The 17482-nt window shown below is 46.7% G+C and carries 15 protein-coding genes; 6 read left to right on the top strand and 9 right to left on the bottom strand.

Features of this window, described 5'->3' with window-relative positions:
- Window positions 1–94 precede the first annotated feature (94 nt).
- From ilvB to ilvA, 4 genes are read left to right on the top strand one after another with little or no spacing between them, the layout of a single operon-like run.
- Window positions 95–1792, top strand: a complete 1698-nt coding sequence (gene ilvB, locus IM638_17880) for a biosynthetic-type acetolactate synthase large subunit (GenBank protein ID MCA6364906.1) — start codon at window positions 95–97, stop codon at window positions 1790–1792.
- Between the two features lie 7 nt (window positions 1793–1799).
- The gene (gene ilvN / locus IM638_17875; protein ID MCA6364905.1) at window positions 1800–2339 is read left to right on the top strand and encodes an acetolactate synthase small subunit; all 540 of its coding nucleotides are present in this window, start codon (window positions 1800–1802) and stop codon (window positions 2337–2339) included.
- 33 nt (window positions 2340–2372) lie between these two features.
- Complete coding sequence (gene ilvC / locus IM638_17870) at window positions 2373–3410, top strand: ketol-acid reductoisomerase (protein ID MCA6364904.1); 1038 nt, start codon at window positions 2373–2375, stop codon at window positions 3408–3410.
- Window positions 3411–3427: 17 nt separating this feature from the next.
- A complete protein-coding gene (gene ilvA / locus IM638_17865) occupies window positions 3428–4672 on the top strand; it encodes a threonine ammonia-lyase IlvA (protein MCA6364903.1) in 1245 nt (414 codons plus the stop codon).
- Between the two features lie 449 nt (window positions 4673–5121).
- Here the strand turns inward: ilvA and IM638_17860 are convergent, their stop codons facing one another.
- Window positions 5122–6663 (bottom strand): YifB family Mg chelatase-like AAA ATPase, encoded by a 1542-nt coding sequence (locus IM638_17860; protein ID MCA6364902.1) that lies wholly within the window; start codon window positions 6661–6663, stop codon window positions 5122–5124.
- Between the two features lie 301 nt (window positions 6664–6964).
- Between IM638_17860 and IM638_17855 the strand changes: the two genes are divergently transcribed.
- Complete coding sequence (locus tag IM638_17855) at window positions 6965–7411, top strand: hypothetical protein (GenBank protein ID MCA6364901.1); 447 nt, start codon at window positions 6965–6967, stop codon at window positions 7409–7411.
- Window positions 7412–7564: 153 nt separating this feature from the next.
- On the opposite strand, the gene IM638_17850 is transcribed toward IM638_17855, so the two are convergent.
- From IM638_17850 to IM638_17830, 5 genes are all read right to left on the bottom strand, one after another.
- Entirely contained in the window at window positions 7565–8194 is a 630-nt protein-coding gene (locus tag IM638_17850; GenBank protein MCA6364900.1) for a hypothetical protein, read from the bottom strand.
- A gap of 80 nt (window positions 8195–8274) precedes the next feature.
- Window positions 8275–8526, bottom strand: a complete 252-nt coding sequence (purS, locus tag IM638_17845) for a phosphoribosylformylglycinamidine synthase subunit PurS (protein ID MCA6364899.1) — start codon at window positions 8524–8526, stop codon at window positions 8275–8277.
- A gap of 62 nt (window positions 8527–8588) precedes the next feature.
- The gene (gene pssA, locus IM638_17840) at window positions 8589–9356 is read right to left on the bottom strand and encodes a CDP-diacylglycerol--serine O-phosphatidyltransferase (GenBank protein MCA6364898.1); all 768 of its coding nucleotides are present in this window, start codon (window positions 9354–9356) and stop codon (window positions 8589–8591) included.
- A gap of 413 nt (window positions 9357–9769) precedes the next feature.
- A complete protein-coding gene (locus tag IM638_17835; GenBank protein ID MCA6364897.1) occupies window positions 9770–11248 on the bottom strand; it encodes an OmpA family protein in 1479 nt (492 codons plus the stop codon).
- Between the two features lie 171 nt (window positions 11249–11419).
- Entirely contained in the window at window positions 11420–13405 is a 1986-nt protein-coding gene (locus tag IM638_17830) for a hypothetical protein (protein ID MCA6364896.1), read from the bottom strand.
- A 252-nt stretch (window positions 13406–13657) separates the two neighbouring features.
- Between IM638_17830 and IM638_17825 the strand changes: the two genes are divergently transcribed.
- The gene (locus tag IM638_17825; protein MCA6364895.1) at window positions 13658–15079 is read left to right on the top strand and encodes an MBOAT family protein; all 1422 of its coding nucleotides are present in this window, start codon (window positions 13658–13660) and stop codon (window positions 15077–15079) included.
- On the opposite strand, the gene IM638_17820 is transcribed toward IM638_17825, so the two are convergent.
- The 3 genes from IM638_17820 to IM638_17810 all read right to left on the bottom strand — a co-directional run bounded on the left by IM638_17820 (window position 15064) and on the right by IM638_17810 (window position 17446).
- Window positions 15064–16272 carry a hypothetical protein gene (locus tag IM638_17820; GenBank protein ID MCA6364894.1) on the bottom strand — a complete coding sequence of 403 codons (1209 nt, stop codon included), beginning with the start codon at window positions 16270–16272 and terminating at the stop codon, window positions 15064–15066. The genes IM638_17825 and IM638_17820 overlap by 16 nt on opposite strands.
- A gap of 288 nt (window positions 16273–16560) precedes the next feature.
- Window positions 16561–16983: a TIR domain-containing protein gene (locus tag IM638_17815; protein MCA6364893.1), complete on the bottom strand. Its 423-nt coding sequence runs from the start codon at window positions 16981–16983 to the stop codon at window positions 16561–16563.
- Window positions 16984–17023: 40 nt separating this feature from the next.
- Entirely contained in the window at window positions 17024–17446 is a 423-nt protein-coding gene (locus IM638_17810) for a DUF4231 domain-containing protein (protein MCA6364892.1), read from the bottom strand.
- Window positions 17447–17482: the final 36 nt, after the last annotated feature.

Raw genomic sequence — 17482 nt, 5'->3', positions numbered from 1 at the left:
TATATTAAGCCCTTCTCAGAGTCTGAGAAGGGCTTTTTTCTTACCCAAAAAAAAGCAATAAAATGGACGAGTACGGACAGACATATTAATTAAAATGGGCACTTCCACGAAAATTAACGGAGCCAGAGCAGTTATTCTCAGCCTGCTGGCCGAACATACAGATATACTATTCGGGTATCCCGGCGGCGCAATTATGCCGGTGTATGATGCACTTTACGATTACAATGATCGTATTACTCATATTCTTGTGAGGCATGAACAGGGCGCAATACATGCGGCCGAAGGTTATGCCCGTGCAAATGGCAAAACCGGTGTCTGCCTCGCTACCTCCGGCCCCGGAGCCACAAACCTGGTTACAGGCCTTGCGGATGCTCAGATAGACAGCACACCGCTGGTGTGTATCACCGGTCAGGTTGCATCTCCATTGCTTGGTACCGATGCGTTTCAGGAAACAGACATAATCAGTATCACCTCGCCTGTTACCAAATGGAATTGCCAGGTAACCCGTGCGGCTGATATTCCGTCAGTGCTCGCAAAAGCATTTTACATTGCTCAGAGCGGCCGCCCGGGGCCGGTGCTGGTGGATATAACCAAAGATGCGCAATTTGAGTTGTTCGATTTCGAATATGAAAAATGCACGGGTATTCGAAGTTATACAGCCTCATTACCAGCCAAAGATACCGACCTGCAACAAGCGGCAGCACTAATAAATGAAGCCAAACGACCTTACATACTTGCAGGACAGGGGGTACTGCTATCCGGTGCACGTAACGAGTTAAAATTATTATCCGAAAAAACAGGAAGCCCGGTTGCCTGTACACTACTCGGTTTGGGGGCGATGCCAGCAGATCATCCATTATATGTAGGATATCTCGGAATGCATGGAAATTACGGCCCTAATGTGCTCACAAATGAATGTGACTTAATTATCGCTGTAGGCATGCGTTTCGACGACAGAGTAACCGGCAATGTAAAAACCTATGCCCGCCAGGCAAAGGTCATTCACATCGACATTGATCCTGCCGAAATTAATAAGATCATTAAAGCCGACGTAGCGATAGTGGCTGATGCCAGAGAGGCGCTAATGAAACTATTACCACTGGTAAAGCATCAAGCGCACCCGGAATGGCTTTCTGAATTTGAACGCTGCAAAAACCTTGAACAAAAAACCGTAATTGATTCTGCGATTTCGGGAGATGGAAACGAATTGAAAATGGCAGAAGTAATACACCTGCTGGCAAAGAAAACAGGTGGAAGAGCAATCGTAGTAACCGATGTGGGCCAGCATCAAATGATCTGCAGCCGCTACTATACTTTAAACGATGGCGGTCAGCTAATCACCTCAGGCGGACTTGGCACAATGGGATATGGTCTTCCCGCTGCAATGGGGGCTAAACTGGCCGTTCCTCAGAAAGAAGTTATTGCTGTGCTCGGCGATGGTGGTTTTCAAATGACTTTGCAGGAACTGGCGGTTATTCGCCAGTATCAGATTCCTGTTAAAGTGCTTTTGCTGAACAACAATTACCTGGGAATGGTAAGACAATGGCAGGAGTTGTTTTTCGAAAAAAGATACTCATTTACCGAAATGAGTAACCCTGATTTTATGCTGATTTGTAAGGGCTATGGCCTGAAAACCAATAAAATTAATCAACGCGCACAGCTTGATGAAGCTCTCAATAAAATGCTCCGTGCAAAAGAACCATACTTTCTTGAAGTGACAGTGATGCAGGAAGAAAATGTATTCCCCATGGTGCCTGGTGGTGCCGGTGTGGCTGATGTAAAACTAAAATAAAATTGAAATGAACAACTATGCCATTTCGGTATTCACCGAAAATCAGATCGGAATAATTAACAGGCTTGCCTGCATTTTTACCCGACGGCGGCTTCATATTAACAGTATCACCGCATCGCCATCGGAAGAAGAAGGCGTATTCCGTTTCACAGTATTTGTTCGCGCAAACGAACAAATGATACACAATGTAATCACTCAGATTCAGAAACAGATTGACGTTCTCAACACCAGCTGCCAGCAGGAAAACGAAGTTCTGCAGCAAGAAATTGCTTTGTACAAACTCGGCCTCCGGTCGGCAGCATTTCACGATCTCGATAAAATAATCCGTCGTCACCACTCGAGAATCCTGAGTGTAACGGAACAATTTATTGTGATTGAGAAAACCGGAACGACCGATGAAACCCATGCGCTGTTCAAAGATCTTGAGCAGTATGGAATACTGGAATTTTCACGCTCTGGAAGTATTACAGTAACCCTTTCGGGAACTACATCGGCTCTGGATGTAAATGAAACCTCACAACCTCAAGAAGCAGAAGTATTGAATTAACAACACACCAAAATCAACTAAATATACAATCAAATGACTAAACTAAATTTTGGCGGGGTAATGGAAGAAGTAGTTACCCGCGCAGATTTCAGCATCGAAAAAGCACAGAAATTATTAAACAACAAAACCATTGCCGTACTTGGCTATGGTGTGCAGGGACCAGCACAGGCGCTCAACCTGCGCGATAACGGATTCAATGTAATTGTAGGGCAACGTAAAAATTCGGGCAGTTGGGAAAAAGCATTGAATGACGGTTGGAAAGAAAATGAAAATTTATTTGAACCCGAAACGGCCTGTGCAAAAGCTGAAATAATCATGTTCCTATATTCCGATGCAGGGCAAATAAACGCCTGGCCCATGCTTTTAAAGCATCTCTCCAAGGGAAAAACACTTTATTTCTCTCACGGCTTCGGTGTTACCTTTCACCAGAAAACAGGCATTGTTCCGCCAGCCGATGTAGATGTAGTGCTTGTGGCTCCAAAAGGTTCGGGAACCAGCGTAAGACGACTTTTTTTGCAGCAGAAGGGAATCAATTCGAGTTTTGCAGTTTATCAGGATTATTCCGGAAACGCACGGGAAACTGCACTGGCACTTGGCATCGGCATTGGCTCAGGGTATTTGTTTGAAACCGATTTTACACGCGAAGTATTCAGTGATTTAACTGGCGAACGCGGTGTGCTTATGGGGGCCCTTGCCGGTATTATGGAAGCTCAATACAACATACTCAGAAAAAAAGGACATACTCCCTCCGAAGCTTTCAACGAAACAGTAGAAGAACTCACCCAGAGCCTTATGCCACTCGTGGCCGAAAACGGTATGGAATGGATGTTTGCAAACACATCTACCACGGCACAGCGCGGCGCACTCGACTGGAGGCATGAATTCCGTAAGGCTACCGAGCCCGTATTCGAAAAATTGTACGATAGTGTAGCCAGCGGTAAAGAAGCAGAACGAACCATTACCGCTAATCAAAAAAACAATTATCGTGAACAGCTTCAATCTGAACTGGCCGAAATCCAGAACTCGGAAATGTGGCAGGCGGGTGCGCAAGTCAGAAAATTAAGACCTTAATCTATTATACACTATCAATGGCATCCTTTGATCTTATAGTGAATGAAGCGTATCCCAAACTCAAAAAAATTGTGCGGCATACGCCTTTGCAATACAATGCAGGGCTTTCTTCGAAATTCAATGCGGAAATTTACCTGAAGCGAGAAGATCTTCAGATTGTTCGTTCCTATAAGATCAGAGGAGCCTATAATAAAATCACTTCAGTACCTGCTTCCAAAACCACTAAAGGTGTGGTATGTGCCAGTGCGGGAAATCATGCACAGGGAGTGGCCCTTTCGTGTAAACTACTCGGTATAAAAGGACATATCTTCATGCCTGTTACCACGCCCACACAAAAAGTAAATCAAGTAAAAATGTTTGGCGGTGAGTTTGTGCAGCTCTATTTAAAAGGAGATACTTTTGACGACAGCTACAAAGAAGCTCTTGAGCTTTCGGCAAAAAACAAAATGCCCTTTATCCATCCTTTCGACGATGAGAAAGTCATAGAGGGACAAGCAACAATAGGGCTGGAAATACTTGAAGATTTTGCCGGAAAAATTGATTATATGTTTGTACCGGTAGGTGGAGGCGGACTTGCAGCAGGAATTTGTACCGTATTCAGTAAACTTAGTCCGCATACGCATATTATTGGTGTGGAACCCGAAGGCGCACCGTCAATGAAAACATCGTTACAACTGGGCTTCAATCATACCCTGACGGAAATAGATAAGTTTATTGACGGTGCTGCCGTAAAACGCGTGGGCGACAAAACCTTTGAAATCTGTAAAACACATTTATACGATATTGTTACCGTGCCTGAGGGTAAAGTGTGCAGCACCATACTTCAGCTTTACAACGAAGAAGCTATTATTGTGGAACCCGCAGGAGCACTTGCCATTACTGCACTTGACCTTTACGCATCAGAAATAACACACAAAACAGTTGTATGTATTGTAAGCGGAAGCAACAACGACATTTCTCGAACAGAAGAAATCAGGGAACGTTCACTGATGTACGAAGGCCTTAAACATTACTTCATTGTAAGATTTCCTCAGCGGGCGGGCGCACTAAGAGAATTTCTCGACAAGGTTCTGGATACCGGACAGGATATTACACATTTCGAATACTCCCAAAAAAACAACCGCGAAAACGGGCCCGCATTTATCGGATTGGAAATTTTGAAAAAAGACGACCTTAATCTGCTTCTTCACAGGATGACGCAAAGTGGAATGAAATACGAATACCTGAACAATCGTCCTGAAATCCTTCAGTACCTGTTGTAAATCAAAGCCCGTGTAATTTCTATCTGGCAGGCAATGGATAATTTACCCGTTGCCGGGTAGTGAAGGGATTTTTTATTTCGAGCGATATCCCCACTCTTTCCCAATCACAATAGAAGTAAATATGAATCAATAAAAGTTGAAAATAAAAATTGCCCATGTGTCTGTGTATAGAATGATGAATAAATAAGGGTTTGAACTGGCAAAGCAGTTGGTGTATTTCCTCACAGTGATTTTAACCACTGTGAGGAAATCATGAAACAGTATTTACGGGAAGAGAATCAGAACCTGTTTAAATTTTGTTTTTGAGATTTAGAGGCTGTTTATGCCTGACGAGGCGCGCGCTTACGGGCGCGGGCAATCCATATCGGAAATGATACGGGCAAAAAGGCCAACGAAGTAGAGTGAAAATGCCCCATAACAAAGCCAGAGGGTGAAATTTATTTAAACGCTCAATTGGCGTAAAAATTAGCTCTGTCAAGATTGCGGTATCTCACGGCTGAGATAAGATTATCTTTCGTTACATTTTTGTTCCCGTGCATATCAGCAATGGTGCGTGCCACTTTCAGCATACGATCAAAGCCGCGTGCCGAAAAGCCGAGCCGGTTCATGGCTGTTTGAAGCACCTCTTTTCCGGCTTCATCAAGCGCACAATATTCACGCACCATTGAAGCGGTCATTTGTGCATTGCAGTAAACGCCGGGGGTATTTGCAAATCGTTTCAATTGTATTTCGCGCACACGCATCACCCGTTCCCGCACAGCCGCGCTGCTTTCGCCTGGCTGGTTGTTTGATAGTTCGCGAAAACCCAGCGGCGAAACCTCCACGTGCATGTCGATACGATCGAGCAGCGGCCCTGAAATGCGGTTCATGTAGGCCTGCACGGCGCCGGGCGGACACACACACTTTTTATCGGGATGGCTGAAGTAGCCGCACGGGCAGGGATTCATAGACGCTACCAGCATAAAGCCGGCCGGAAAATCAACCGTAAACTTAGCGCGGGAGATAGTCACCACACGGTCTTCGAGCGGCTGCCGCATCACTTCAAGCACAGTGCGTTTGTATTCGGGCAGTTCGTCGAGAAAAAGCACACCGTTGTGTGCCAGCGAAATTTCGCCCGGCTGCGGAAAGCCACCGCCCCCTACCAGCGCCACATCGCTAATTGTATGATGCGGCGATCGAAACGGCCGGCGTGTAATCAGTCCGGCTCCCGCTCCGCTGCGGCCAGCCACCGAATGAATTTTAGTGGTTTCAAGCGCCTCGCGCAAACTCATGGGTGGCAGAATGCCCGGCAGGCGTTTGGCCAGCATGGTTTTACCCGCACCCGGAGGCCCGATCATGAGAATATTATGTCCGCCGCCGGCCGCCACTTCCAGCGCACGGCGCACAATGTCCTGCCCTTTCACTTCGGCCAGATCGGCATCGGTAAGTAAGGGCTCGGTGGCAAATTCGGCAGCAAGATCAAGTTTCACCGGCTCCGGACGCTGGCCGCAAAAAAAGTCAATCACTTCGCGCAAGTGCTTCATGGCATACACCGGCAGGCCTTCCACCACGGCTGCTTCGCGGGCATTGTCGTAAGGCACAATCATTCCCTCAAACCCGGCAGCCAGCGCCTGCATCGCAATAGGCAGCACGCCGCGAATGGGCCGCAACTCCCCGTCGAGCGCCAGTTCGCCCATCAGCACAAAGCGTTCTACTTCGTGTGCCGGCATTTGTTCCGAAGCGGCCAGAATACCCGCCGCAATGGTTAAATCATAAGCCGATCCTTCCTTGCGGACGTCGGCAGGCGCCATGTTTACGGTAATTTTTTTGCCGGGAATGCGGAATCCGTTGTTGCGCAAAGCGGCATCAATACGCTGCTGGCTTTCCTTTACCGCGCTGTCGGGCAAACCCACAATAAAAAAATTGATCCCGGTGTCGATGTTTACCTCTACCGTTATGGTGTTGGCCTGAATTCCCTGTACGGCACAGCCGTAGGTTTTTACGAGTGTCATGTAATGAAACGTGTATAAAATGAAACAATAAAGAATTACAAGTAACTGAAAGAATCTGCATCAGCCTGAACTGATGAACGTATCGTGCTTTTAACGGCGGCAAAGGTAAAACGCAATTTTCCGTACTTCCAAATTTATTTTTCATCAAGCCCGGGATGAACCTAAAAGTTCATGTTTTTTACTGACGGGTGAAATTCAGTACATCGGTCGAAGAAAAACAGCAGGCGGGCAAAACGCAGGCGGATATTCGGGAGGGTTAATTATCTTTAGAAACTTAAAGCCAACAAACCAGTTTTACCGCATGATTAAAACCGTACTCGCCTGCATAATTGCAGTAGCCGGACTGGGCATTGTGCCTGCCGCCGCACAAACACCCGCCACACCCGCGCAGGATAACTGCTACACCCGCTGGGAAGAAAAATTTGAACAGCGCGGCGCCGAAACAGTAGCCGACGGCACACACGATAATATCATTATCAGCATCCGCACCGGTGCCGAGGCACGCTGCTACAACGGACGAGTGGAAGTGAAAGACGGAAAGGTAATTGCCATGTACCGCCTGCTCGACAACGGCACCTACGAGCCTTACAAACCAAAACTGAAATACGATGTGCCGGCCACCATTGTAAATGGTATTTCGGCCACCCAGCTCACACAAAGCGAAGAACTCATCAACGTGATCTTCCCGAAAACACTCAAGCCCAAAAAAGCAGGCTACACCACCGCACCCGATCCGCCGCAGGATTAATGCGATGAACGAATTACAAAAAACACCGCTTCACTAAGGCGGTGTTTTTTTTATTTGAGAATTGTTGTTCCACGTTACTCCTACTGGTGGCTCAGCTTGTCGAAGCCACCATAGCATGCCTACTGGTGGCTGAGCTTGTCGAAGCCACCACCATTACCACTTCACTCTTCCCGCCTTCTCCACCTCATAATTCAGCACCTGCATTTTTGCACCTTTGGTTTGCGAAGGTCGCGAAACAAGGATTTTTTTTGCCGAATCGGCGGGCATTGCTTTAGGGCCGGCCACAAAAGGAATCAGTTCGCGGCTGCGGTCGTTGTAGAGGTAGTAGCAGTTCTTCTCCATCGCCGTTTTTACCATGCGGTAATCTTCCTGCAACTGAATTTTCCCATCCACATCAAACGGGAAAAACAAGGTATCAGTGCGCTTCTTCACTTGTGTTTCAGCAGTTTCCTTAAATGCAATTTCAAGCGTACCGGTATAACCTCCGTTTACCAGAAACACCAATACCGGGGGCCGGTACGGCTCGTTATTGTTTATAAAATAAAGCAACGGCCCCAACACCAGGGCCACCTGAATAAGCACGGCAAACTCCCAGTGTATGCGTATCAGACTAAGCACAAACGCAAGCACCAGAAATATGCCGGCAATACCCGCAATAATGAACCAGAACTGCGAAAGTGATGTACCGGCAATATAATTCCACAACCACACGAAGCCTGTTACCACCAGCATGGAATAGGCTACCACCGCAATGGGCATCGAGTACCACTTCTGTTTATCCATTCAATAGGCTGTAAACACAAAACAGCAGCAGCGCATGTACAAATGAACTGTTGCTGTTTTGCAAATGATGTATGAATTAATTAGGCTTCCGAAATCTTATACTCGTAGTATTCCATAATGGGATTGGCAAGCAGCTTTTTGCAGGCCTCATCCACTTTCGCCTCCGCAGTAGCTTTTGAGTCGGCCTCTACTTCCAGCGAAATGTGCTTACCAATGCGCACATTGCCGATTTCGGGCAGATTGAGGTTTTTCATGCTGCCGCTTACGGCTTTACCTTGCGGGTCGAGCAACGCCTTGTGCGGCATTACGTCAATTTCGGCTATAAATTTCATCGTGTGCGATAATTCTGTTTTGCGGGGCAAAGGTAGGTGTTTTGGTCGATAATTTACCGCAATCAGGTGGCCGATTGTTTTCCACGGTTCATTAACCACAACCCCACCGAAAGCAGAATGTACGCCACAATGCTCAGCGCAATGCCGGCGTAGCCCAGCAGCACAATCATGGCCAAACAGCCCAGCAGAAAACTGTAACGCACCTCGTTGCCTTTCCAGCCAAACTTCTTGAACTTGAGCGCAAAAAGCGGCAGCTCGGAAATAAGCAGCAACGACATCACCAGCGAAAGAACCATCAGAAAATACGGATTCAGCAAGAAGCCAGGCTTTACCTCTGCTATCCGTAACGCAAAATCAGCACTGCCATCCCAACCCGCCATAAGCGGAATGGCCGCAATGAGCATGGCATTGGCCGGTGTGGGCACACCGATAAACGAATCGCTTTGCCGGGTATCAATATTAAACTTGGCCAGACGCAGCGCCGAAAACAGGGCAATAATCAGCGGAAAATACGTGAGCCAGTGGTTGGCTTCAAAAAAACCAAGTCCTTCTTTGGAATAAAAAACCGCTTTCTGCACCATCACCATCGTCATTATGGCCGGCACCACGCCAAAGGTTACACAATCGGCCAGCGAATCGAGTTCTTTGCCAATGGGCGAGCTGGAGTTGAGCAGCCGGGCCACAAAACCATCAAAAAAATCGAGCACGGCGGCAATACCTACCAGATAGGCACTCCACATCAGATCGCCCTCAAACGCAGAAATTATGGCCAGACAGCCGCAAAGCAAATTGCCCAGCGTAAAAAGGTTGGGAATGGTGAAAAGTTTCATTGTATGCGAAAATACACACTTCGAAGCGATGCGGCCATGCTGTGGCACATTTCCTATGGCTTGAAATAAAATACCGGCAAATAAATAGGAGGAGCGAACCTGAGGGTGCATTACAAAACCGTTCGCTCCCGTCTTCCATTACAAGGCCATCCTTTTCTGAAAAGGCATTGCGGCAGACTTTCCATTACAGCCGGGGCTAAAAATTCACTCCTTCCGGCGCTTTGAAACCGCCACACCTCCGCAGGTGTGCAAGCCATAAACGAGTTCGGAAACTTGTTTAAGGCTTGCACAAAGTTTATCCGGCTTCGCCGAAGAAAACTTTGTGCAGCATTGTCAGTTTTTCAGCTTCGCCCGAAAAAAAACAGCCACGGCCGCCTCTGCGAGGCGGCCGTGGTATATAAAATTTACTTCAGTTAAAATTCAATCTTAAACTCCACACGGCGGTTTTTGGCACGGCCGGCGGGGGTATCGTTGGTTTCAACCGGTTTGGTTTCGCCGTAGCCGGTGGCACGCAAACGTTTCGCATCTACGCCTTTATCGGTCAGGTATTTCATTACTGCATTGGCGCGACGCTGGGAGAGATCAAGATTCTTGGCATCATCGCCCTGATTGTCGGTGTGGCCTTCAATACTCAGTTTGTATTCGGGATTTTCGAGCATTACTTTCACCACGTTGTCGAGAATGGCGTATGATGATTTTTTGATTACATCTTTACCCGTTTCAAACTGCACACCGGCAAGTGCCTGCGCAAGTACTTTTTTGGTTTCTTCCTTCACTTCCGGGCACCCCTTGTTCGTTGCTGGTCCGGCCTGATTGGGGCAGGCATCCTGCGAGTTAATGATACCGTCGCCATCACTGTCGGGGCAGCCTCCAAGGTTGGCACGGCCTCGTTCGGTCGGACATTTATCATCAATATCCGGTGTGCCGTCGCCATCGGTATCGGGGCAGCCGTTAAATTTCGCATCACCGGCCACATCGGGGCAGCGGTCGTCTTTATCCACTACACCATCACCATCTTTATCGGGGCAGCCGTTGTTTTTGGCGTCACCTGCATTGTTCGGGCAGGCATCATCACTGTCTTTAATTCCATCGCCATCCGCATCGGGGCAGCCTTTAGCCGAAGCCACACCGGCCACATCGGGGCAACTGTCATCAGCATCCATAATACCGTCCTGATCTTTATCGAGCGGACAGCCTTTGGCGTCAATTTTCACACCGGGCGGTGTGTTGGGGCATTTGTCGAATTTATCGTAAACCCCGTCTTTATCGGTGTCTTTACGATCTATGTTAAATACAAGGCCAACGGTTGTGGTCAGGAACTGATCGTTCTGATTGCCCGATACGCCCGGACGCGACACACCATCATATATATCGGTAAGTGTCCAGTGATAAGCGGTTTGCAAACGCAGATTTACATTGGGGGCTAGTCGCACACGCACACCGGCACCAACCGGGAAGTTGAAGTCAACCGTAAAATTTGTGCGGGGCATATAGCGGGGCTCGCGGTACACCGCATCACCTACACCCAAAAATACATAAGGTCCGATAAACGCATTTTCCTTGATCCATTTGCCGTTGTTGAATTTTATGCGGGCTACAAAATCCAGATTATATAAATCGCCGCTAAAAGCCGGCACAGCTCCTGCGTAGCCAATACCGCCAATTCCAAAATCGGCCGCAAGGTCTATCCAGGGATTGATATAACGTGCCGCAGTAATTCCGAAGGTTGGGCGAATCGGGTCAAACTTAAAAAATTCATCTCCTGCTTCACCACGGTACTGTAAAGCACCGCCATAGAGACCAAGTCCCCATTTTTTCTCAGCCGACTGGGCGTTTAATACGCCCGCTGCGAATACACAGAAAGTTGCAGCAGCGAGTATTTGTTTTTTCATAATGAATGATAGTTAAGGCGTTGCTGCAAATGTATAAGAAATATATTCAGCCCATTGAAAAAAACGATGTAAAATGACCCGGTATTGCTTGTGCAAACACCTTTAACAACACCAATAGCGGCTACCTGTTTTGCATACAAAAAAAAGAGCCCGCGATATGCCTAAGCTGCGTCAGGGCGTATTTTTGCGGAGATATTTCTGCTCAAGTTCTGCCAGGCGTCGGGTATCGCCCATGAACTGTAGCGTGAGTGCAAGTGCCTGCACAATTTGCATGTTACCGGGTTCAATGCGCAATGCTTTCTCGAGCACCTCACGCGATTGCGGATATTGCTTGGAGATACCATATATATTGCCCAGCAGCAAATAATTGCCGGTATAGAGACTATCGCGCGAGATGCCTGTGTGCAGTGTGTTTATGGCTGCGGCGGTGTCGTTCAGATTAAGTAAGGCCTCGGCCAGTTTGGCGGTAGTATTTTGTGCCGCATCGTTTCGGCGAATCACCCGCGCAAGCACAACGGCAGCACTGTCGTATTGTTTTGCACTATGCAGCGCATCGGCCAGGTTGCGGTCCACATCCTGCTTCGGGTCTAAGGCGCGTGCTTTGTAAAATGCTGCGGCCGACTGTGCATACTCATTCCGGCGGTAGTGGCATACGCCCATCTGATACCAGGCCTGCGCGTAGGTTGAATCGATACGGAGTGTGTTGCGGAATGCGGCCATTGCACTATCGGCTGCGGCAAAACGTTGTGGCTGCGGCGCATCGGGTGCCACACGGTTAATAATAACCGTACCATAATTGTAATAGATGCGCGCACTGCCGGTTTCAGTCTGCGCATCGGCAGTCATGAGTGTGGTGTTGTTTTTCCAGTCGGCATTGCGCGTAAACGTACGTATGCTGTAAGGCAACACCAGTGCAGCTGTAACCAGCAGCGATGCGGTATGCAGCTTTCCGGGTACCTGTTTAAGTGCTCCTGTGTAACGGACAATAAACCAGCCCGCAGCTATGCAGAAACCTAGCAGCGGTGTAAACGTTAATCGTTCGGCCATGGTGGTGCCAATGAGGAAAAATACATTAGACGTAAGTGCAAACGTGATGAAGAAAAACAAAATACCAAATGAAAGCACTGTGCGTTGTTTCCATTGCTTAAACGCCACAAAAAACAGCGCCCCGCAAAGCAACAGTGTAAGCCATACATGCACATTGCCAAAACCGGTTATCGGGTTGTCGTTGTAAGAGTAATCGTACGAAAGCTGCACGGGTACGGCAATAAGCTGAATGTAACGCCAGAAGATGACAATGGACGAAGCCAGTCTTTCGGCAAACGAACCGGCCAGTACCAGCGTATTGTCGTTAAACGTATAAGTGATTTTGGGCGTGGAATCGCCCTGAATGATGGCCGAATGCAGTCCGAACCAGATAAGTGCCACAGCAAGCAGCACAAACCCCATACGGAAAATACTGTTGCGTGTGGCCTGAGTGAAATAGTAAAGTGCCAGCGGAATTACAAGAACAAACAATACCGCACCTTCTTTTGAAAGTAAGGCGAGAAGCAGCCAGCCTGCTGAATTCAGCAAAAGTTTGTTGCCGGGATTTTCGTGCCAGCGAAAAGCCGTTTCCAAAGCCAGCAGCGAAAACAAAAAAGCCAGCAGCTCATCCATACTTTTTACATTGGCCACCACTTCGGTGTGCAGCGGATGGGCAACAAACAGCAGTGTAATGATAAATGGCAACAGCGCTGTGTAGTTGCGTAGCAAACGCGTCAGCACACGAAACAGCAGCACGGCAATGCAGGCATACAAAAGCACATTTTGCAAATGCCCCAGGCGTGCGGCAGCCCAGGCGTGTTCCTGCACCGTTTTGCCACTTGTAAACGCCCAGTCGGCGGCAAACACCACCAGCGAAAGCGGACGGTAAATGCCTGAATTGGCATTGGCAAACGAGGGAGAACCTTTCCAGTAAAATGTGGTGAGGATTTTGTGAATACCACCAAAACCCTGCTGCACATATTCGTTGGTTTCGATTACGGCATAATCATCGAGTGCTGTTTGATGGCTGAGTGTATTGGCATAAAGTAAAAAGGCAAATACAAACAGAATTGCATAAACAAGACGCTTGTTTTCAAAAAACGAAGCCGTGGAAGATGCTTTTTTTGCCATACGGTGAAAGTACTATTTCCGCCGGAAACACAGACTTTTTATTGCACCGGAAGGTTTGAATTTATAGCCCGGATAGTAGTGGAAACCCTGCCGGCTCACCGCAATAACTGCGGGGACAGCGGGCAGGGTTGGAACGGATAGCCGGAACAGGTGGTATTGTATTGATTACAGGTTCGCTCCTGAATTGAACAACACATACGTGCTGATGATTTTACGTATTTTGCACGCAGGCAGCTAAGCTGCTTTACGCGCATGCTTTTCACCTCGTTTGTGTGGCTTGTTTTTTTGCCGCTGGTATTTGCCGGATGGAAGCTGCTGCCTGCCGCATACCGGAAATACTGGCTGCTGGCGGCCAGCTACTTTTTTTACATGTATGGTGTGTGGTGGTTTGGCATTTTGTTGCTGCTTACCACAATAACCGACTGGTACGCCGCGCTGCGGGTGGAGGCCTCACAAACGGCGCGCGCGCGCAAAGGATGGCTGGCCGTAAGCATACTCAGTAATATCGGGGTGCTTGCGGCATTCAAGTACAGTGCATTTTTCTGGAACACGGCTTTGTGGCTGGGCGGCGGGCAACGTGCTGATTTTATTGCGGCCATTGCGGTGCCTGCAGGCCTTTCGTTTTACACGTTTCAGTCGCTGGCGTATGTGATTGATGTCTATCGCAAGCAAACGCCCGCCGAAAAAAACGTGTGGCAGTTTGCATTGTTTGTATCATTTTTTCCGCAATTGGTGGCGGGGCCGGTGGAACGCTACGCACACCTGAACCAACAGCTTACCACACCCAAACCGCTTGATGCGGATGCGCTGGGCAAAGCCGGCAGGCTGATGCTGTGGGGGTTTTTCAAGAAACTGGTTATTGCCGACAGATTGGCCGCGTATGTGGATCCGCTGTTTGCCACACCCGAAAATTTTGGCGGACTCACGCTGGCGCTGGGCGGCTTTTTGTTTGCCGTGCAGGTGTATTGCGATTTTTCGGGTTATACGGATATTGCCACCGGCACGGCGCGGCTGTTTGGTGTGGAACTTATGGTAAACTGGCGGCGGCCGCTGCTGGCACGTTCGCTGCACGATTTCTGGCAGCGCAACCACATCAGCATGACTACGTGGTTCAGAGACTATGTGTATATACCGCTTGGTGGTGGCCGCGCGGCGCAGTGGCGTGTACAGGTCAATTTGCTGCTCACGTTTTTAATCAGCGGTTTGTGGCACGGTGCCTCCTGGGCGTTTGTGATTTGGGGCGCGCTGCATGGCGTAGTGTATTTGCTGGAACGTGTGGTATTTAAACATATTCGCTTACGCATACCGGAAAAGCTTTTGCGTTTGCCCGGCTGGCTGTGGCTTATTGCATTTCACAGTGTGAGTATTATTGCGTTCCGCGCGGGCAGTATGGATGTGCTTACACACTACGCCGGCCGCGTACTGCAAGGCGGCTGGAGCGTGACCAGCGCGTGGCACGAACTGCGCAGCCTGCACGATTTGTTTCCGTGGCTGCTGGCACTGGGTGGCATTGCGCTTTTGTTTGCGCGCGAGTTGCAGGAAGAATACGGCTGGCTGCGCGGGCATAAAATGTATGCAGGTGTGTTGCGTCCGGCTTTTTATGTTTGCGTGTTTGTGCTGCTGTTTCTGGTGGGGGAATTTGGTGCGAAGCCGTTTATTTATTTTGCGTTTTGACTTTCCAGAATTAGCTTAATATCTGGCAGAACGTTTGTTATTGGATTCTCAGAAGAATCTTTATTAGCAAGCACCTGTCTGACCTGACTTGCTATTTCGACTTTATAGCTTTCTAACTTAGGAACCAATGTATATATGTCTGTTGTATCAATAATAATTGTTCTTGTATGGCTCAGGTCAAATGGAATTTGATCATTCTTCCTAATTATTTGAACTGTTGGCAAACGAGAAACATGACGTAATGCCAACTCATAAAACACATTCGGATTGTGAAATGAAAGATCAGCAATTACAAGTTTCGACTTGAAAATATTTTCAATTACCTGATTTGAAATTATTCCTGGTTTTTCAATTTGATCAGCTCTTATAACATTAAGACCAAATTCAACTAATGCAGGGCGAATAATTGATTCGAGAAATAAGTCCGAATGTTTTCGGTATTCAGTATCCTCCGCACCTATAGGAGAAATATAAAAACAGGTGCTATGAAAATCATTGTCAGACTTAAATGTTGACAAATCTTTTACAGAGTTATTTTCAGTATATCTGGTCTCTGCAATACTTGAAACTGTTGAAAAAGAACTATTGCCACTTTGCTCAATAAACTCCTCCACAGATAAGATTCTTTCTGCGCCAGATATTGTTTGTATCAATCCAAGATATTTTAAATTAACAATAAATGTCTCAAAAACAATAGATGAATTTTCATTGGTCAAATCGGGAAACTTTTCTTTTATTACATCTATAGCAATATTTTTATTAGGAACTTTAACATTTATATATTTATTATATAGATATTTATATACCTCTATTTGACTTATAGCCAAATTAAACTTCGCTCTATACGAATCAAGTGAATTAGTATGGGAAACTGCTTTATATCCCAATTCTGTTAATTCAAGAAATTCCGCACTATAACCTCCTTTTGTTAGGTCGTATTTATTTGAATTAACAATCATCATTCTACTTGCACTACTATCTGGTGATCTTCCCCATTCTTTAAAAAAAGTCATTCTTCGAACTTTATCTCCAGATCCTATTTCATATAATTTCTTTGCATATTCAAAAGAATCTTCAAATGGGGTTATGGGAAAGGAGAGTCGTTTTCTGGCTCTTTTACCAGTAACGTTTAATTCTGTATTATCTCCTTGGTTATCGCCAGATAATTCTTGATTGTCGAAATCTTCTGCCATTGAAATTTATTATTTTAATATAGAGCCTGTTTAAAATTCGTTTTTGAGATTTGGGATGATCTGATTTATTCTCAGACAAGGCATCTTTTGAGGGCGATCCTTTGTGAGGATCGACAAAAAGGCAACACCGGATGAGGAAAAATGTACCATCACAAAGCAAAAGGATGATTTTTAAACAGACTCTAGTTATTTTATTGATTTTTATTTAAACATAGTCTACAGGGTTTTATGTAAGACAGAAATCTTTTCTCCTAATCAGTCTTAAAGTGCTGTAAACCTGAAATCATTTTAAGATAAACATTTACGAATTGCCTCGATAATAGAAGCAATATTCCACTTCACAACCTCATCTGCAATCCCCTGAATTTCTTTAGGGATTCTTTCCTGTGCCCAAGGAGACACGAGCACAATTGGCTTTTCGAAATCTTGAGCGATTTTAATTTCTTTCTGAATCCACTCTCTATGATTCACATACATTCCTCCAATAATTATCACACAACTTGCTTGCCTTACCTGTTCTGCCAGCATTTTTTCAAGTTTTTTCATTCCTTCCGGATTTTCGGGATCTATAAGTGGATCATGTTCAGGAACACTATAGTTTCGCCACTTAAAATTAGGCGCCTCTATCAGTTTTTCAACAAGTGAATAGTATTCATCTCCATGACTCCACGCATGTGAAATAAAAAGATCGTAGGTTTTCAATTCAGGCATAAATACATTTTTAGTTTAATTATTGAATGGTTAATTGCTATCAAACGTTTTCCTTCACATACCTCACCCACTCCGCATTTTCCTTATTAATCAATGCCTCAACGCGTGCTACGAGCAACCGGAATGGGGTTTCCGATTCGCTGTAACTGCTGGAGGAGGTGAGAAAAAGCATTTTTTCCTGTTTTAGCAATTCGGCAGTGGAGCGATACTGACTCCATTTCTCGCGAAATTTCAGAAACTCGGAAATGCCTTCCACAATTACCACAAGTGCCCCGAGCGTTCCGAGCAAGATGTTTTTAAAGGCTGCGACAAACTCCATACCCGCAAGCAGCGGAATAAGTGCCGAAAGAATAATCACTGCTATGCGCGTATAGATATGCCAGCTTTTATTCAAGGCGGCTTTGCTGCTGTACCACTTTATTTGCGGAAGCAAACGTTGCGAGAGATATTCTTCCTGAGTCATTGGGCCGATGTATGTTGCGAAGTTCCGGTAAACCGG

The sequence above is a fragment of the Bacteroidota bacterium genome, from assembly GCA_020402865.1.
Taxonomy (GTDB): Bacteria; Bacteroidota; Bacteroidia; order Palsa-965; family Palsa-965.
Note: the sequence above shows the minus strand (reverse complement) of the source record. Positions and strands in the feature narration are given on the sequence as shown.

Excerpts from the sequence above, each read along its gene's own strand:
- ilvB (MCA6364906.1), top strand. The coding sequence starts at position 95 with ATGGGCACTTCCACGAAAATTAACGGAGCCAGAGCAGTTATTCTCAGC.
- ilvN (MCA6364905.1), top strand. The coding sequence starts at position 1,800 with ATGAACAACTATGCCATTTCGGTATTCACCGAAAATCAGATCGGAATA.
- ilvC (MCA6364904.1), top strand. The coding sequence starts at position 2,373 with ATGACTAAACTAAATTTTGGCGGGGTAATGGAAGAAGTAGTTACCCGC.
- ilvA (MCA6364903.1), top strand. The coding sequence starts at position 3,428 with ATGGCATCCTTTGATCTTATAGTGAATGAAGCGTATCCCAAACTCAAA.
- IM638_17860 (MCA6364902.1), bottom strand. The coding sequence starts at position 6,663 with ATGACACTCGTAAAAACCTACGGCTGTGCCGTACAGGGAATTCAGGCC.
- IM638_17855 (MCA6364901.1), top strand. The coding sequence starts at position 6,965 with ATGATTAAAACCGTACTCGCCTGCATAATTGCAGTAGCCGGACTGGGC.
- IM638_17850 (MCA6364900.1), bottom strand. The coding sequence starts at position 8,194 with ATGGATAAACAGAAGTGGTACTCGATGCCCATTGCGGTGGTAGCCTAT.
- purS (MCA6364899.1), bottom strand. The coding sequence starts at position 8,526 with ATGAAATTTATAGCCGAAATTGACGTAATGCCGCACAAGGCGTTGCTC.
- pssA (MCA6364898.1), bottom strand. The coding sequence starts at position 9,356 with ATGAAACTTTTCACCATTCCCAACCTTTTTACGCTGGGCAATTTGCTT.
- IM638_17835 (MCA6364897.1), bottom strand. The coding sequence starts at position 11,248 with ATGAAAAAACAAATACTCGCTGCTGCAACTTTCTGTGTATTCGCAGCG.
- IM638_17830 (MCA6364896.1), bottom strand. The coding sequence starts at position 13,405 with ATGGCAAAAAAAGCATCTTCCACGGCTTCGTTTTTTGAAAACAAGCGT.
- IM638_17825 (MCA6364895.1), top strand. The coding sequence starts at position 13,658 with ATGCTTTTCACCTCGTTTGTGTGGCTTGTTTTTTTGCCGCTGGTATTT.
- IM638_17820 (MCA6364894.1), bottom strand. The coding sequence starts at position 16,272 with ATGGCAGAAGATTTCGACAATCAAGAATTATCTGGCGATAACCAAGGA.
- IM638_17815 (MCA6364893.1), bottom strand. The coding sequence starts at position 16,983 with ATGCCTGAATTGAAAACCTACGATCTTTTTATTTCACATGCGTGGAGT.
- IM638_17810 (MCA6364892.1), bottom strand. The coding sequence starts at position 17,446 with ATGACTCAGGAAGAATATCTCTCGCAACGTTTGCTTCCGCAAATAAAG.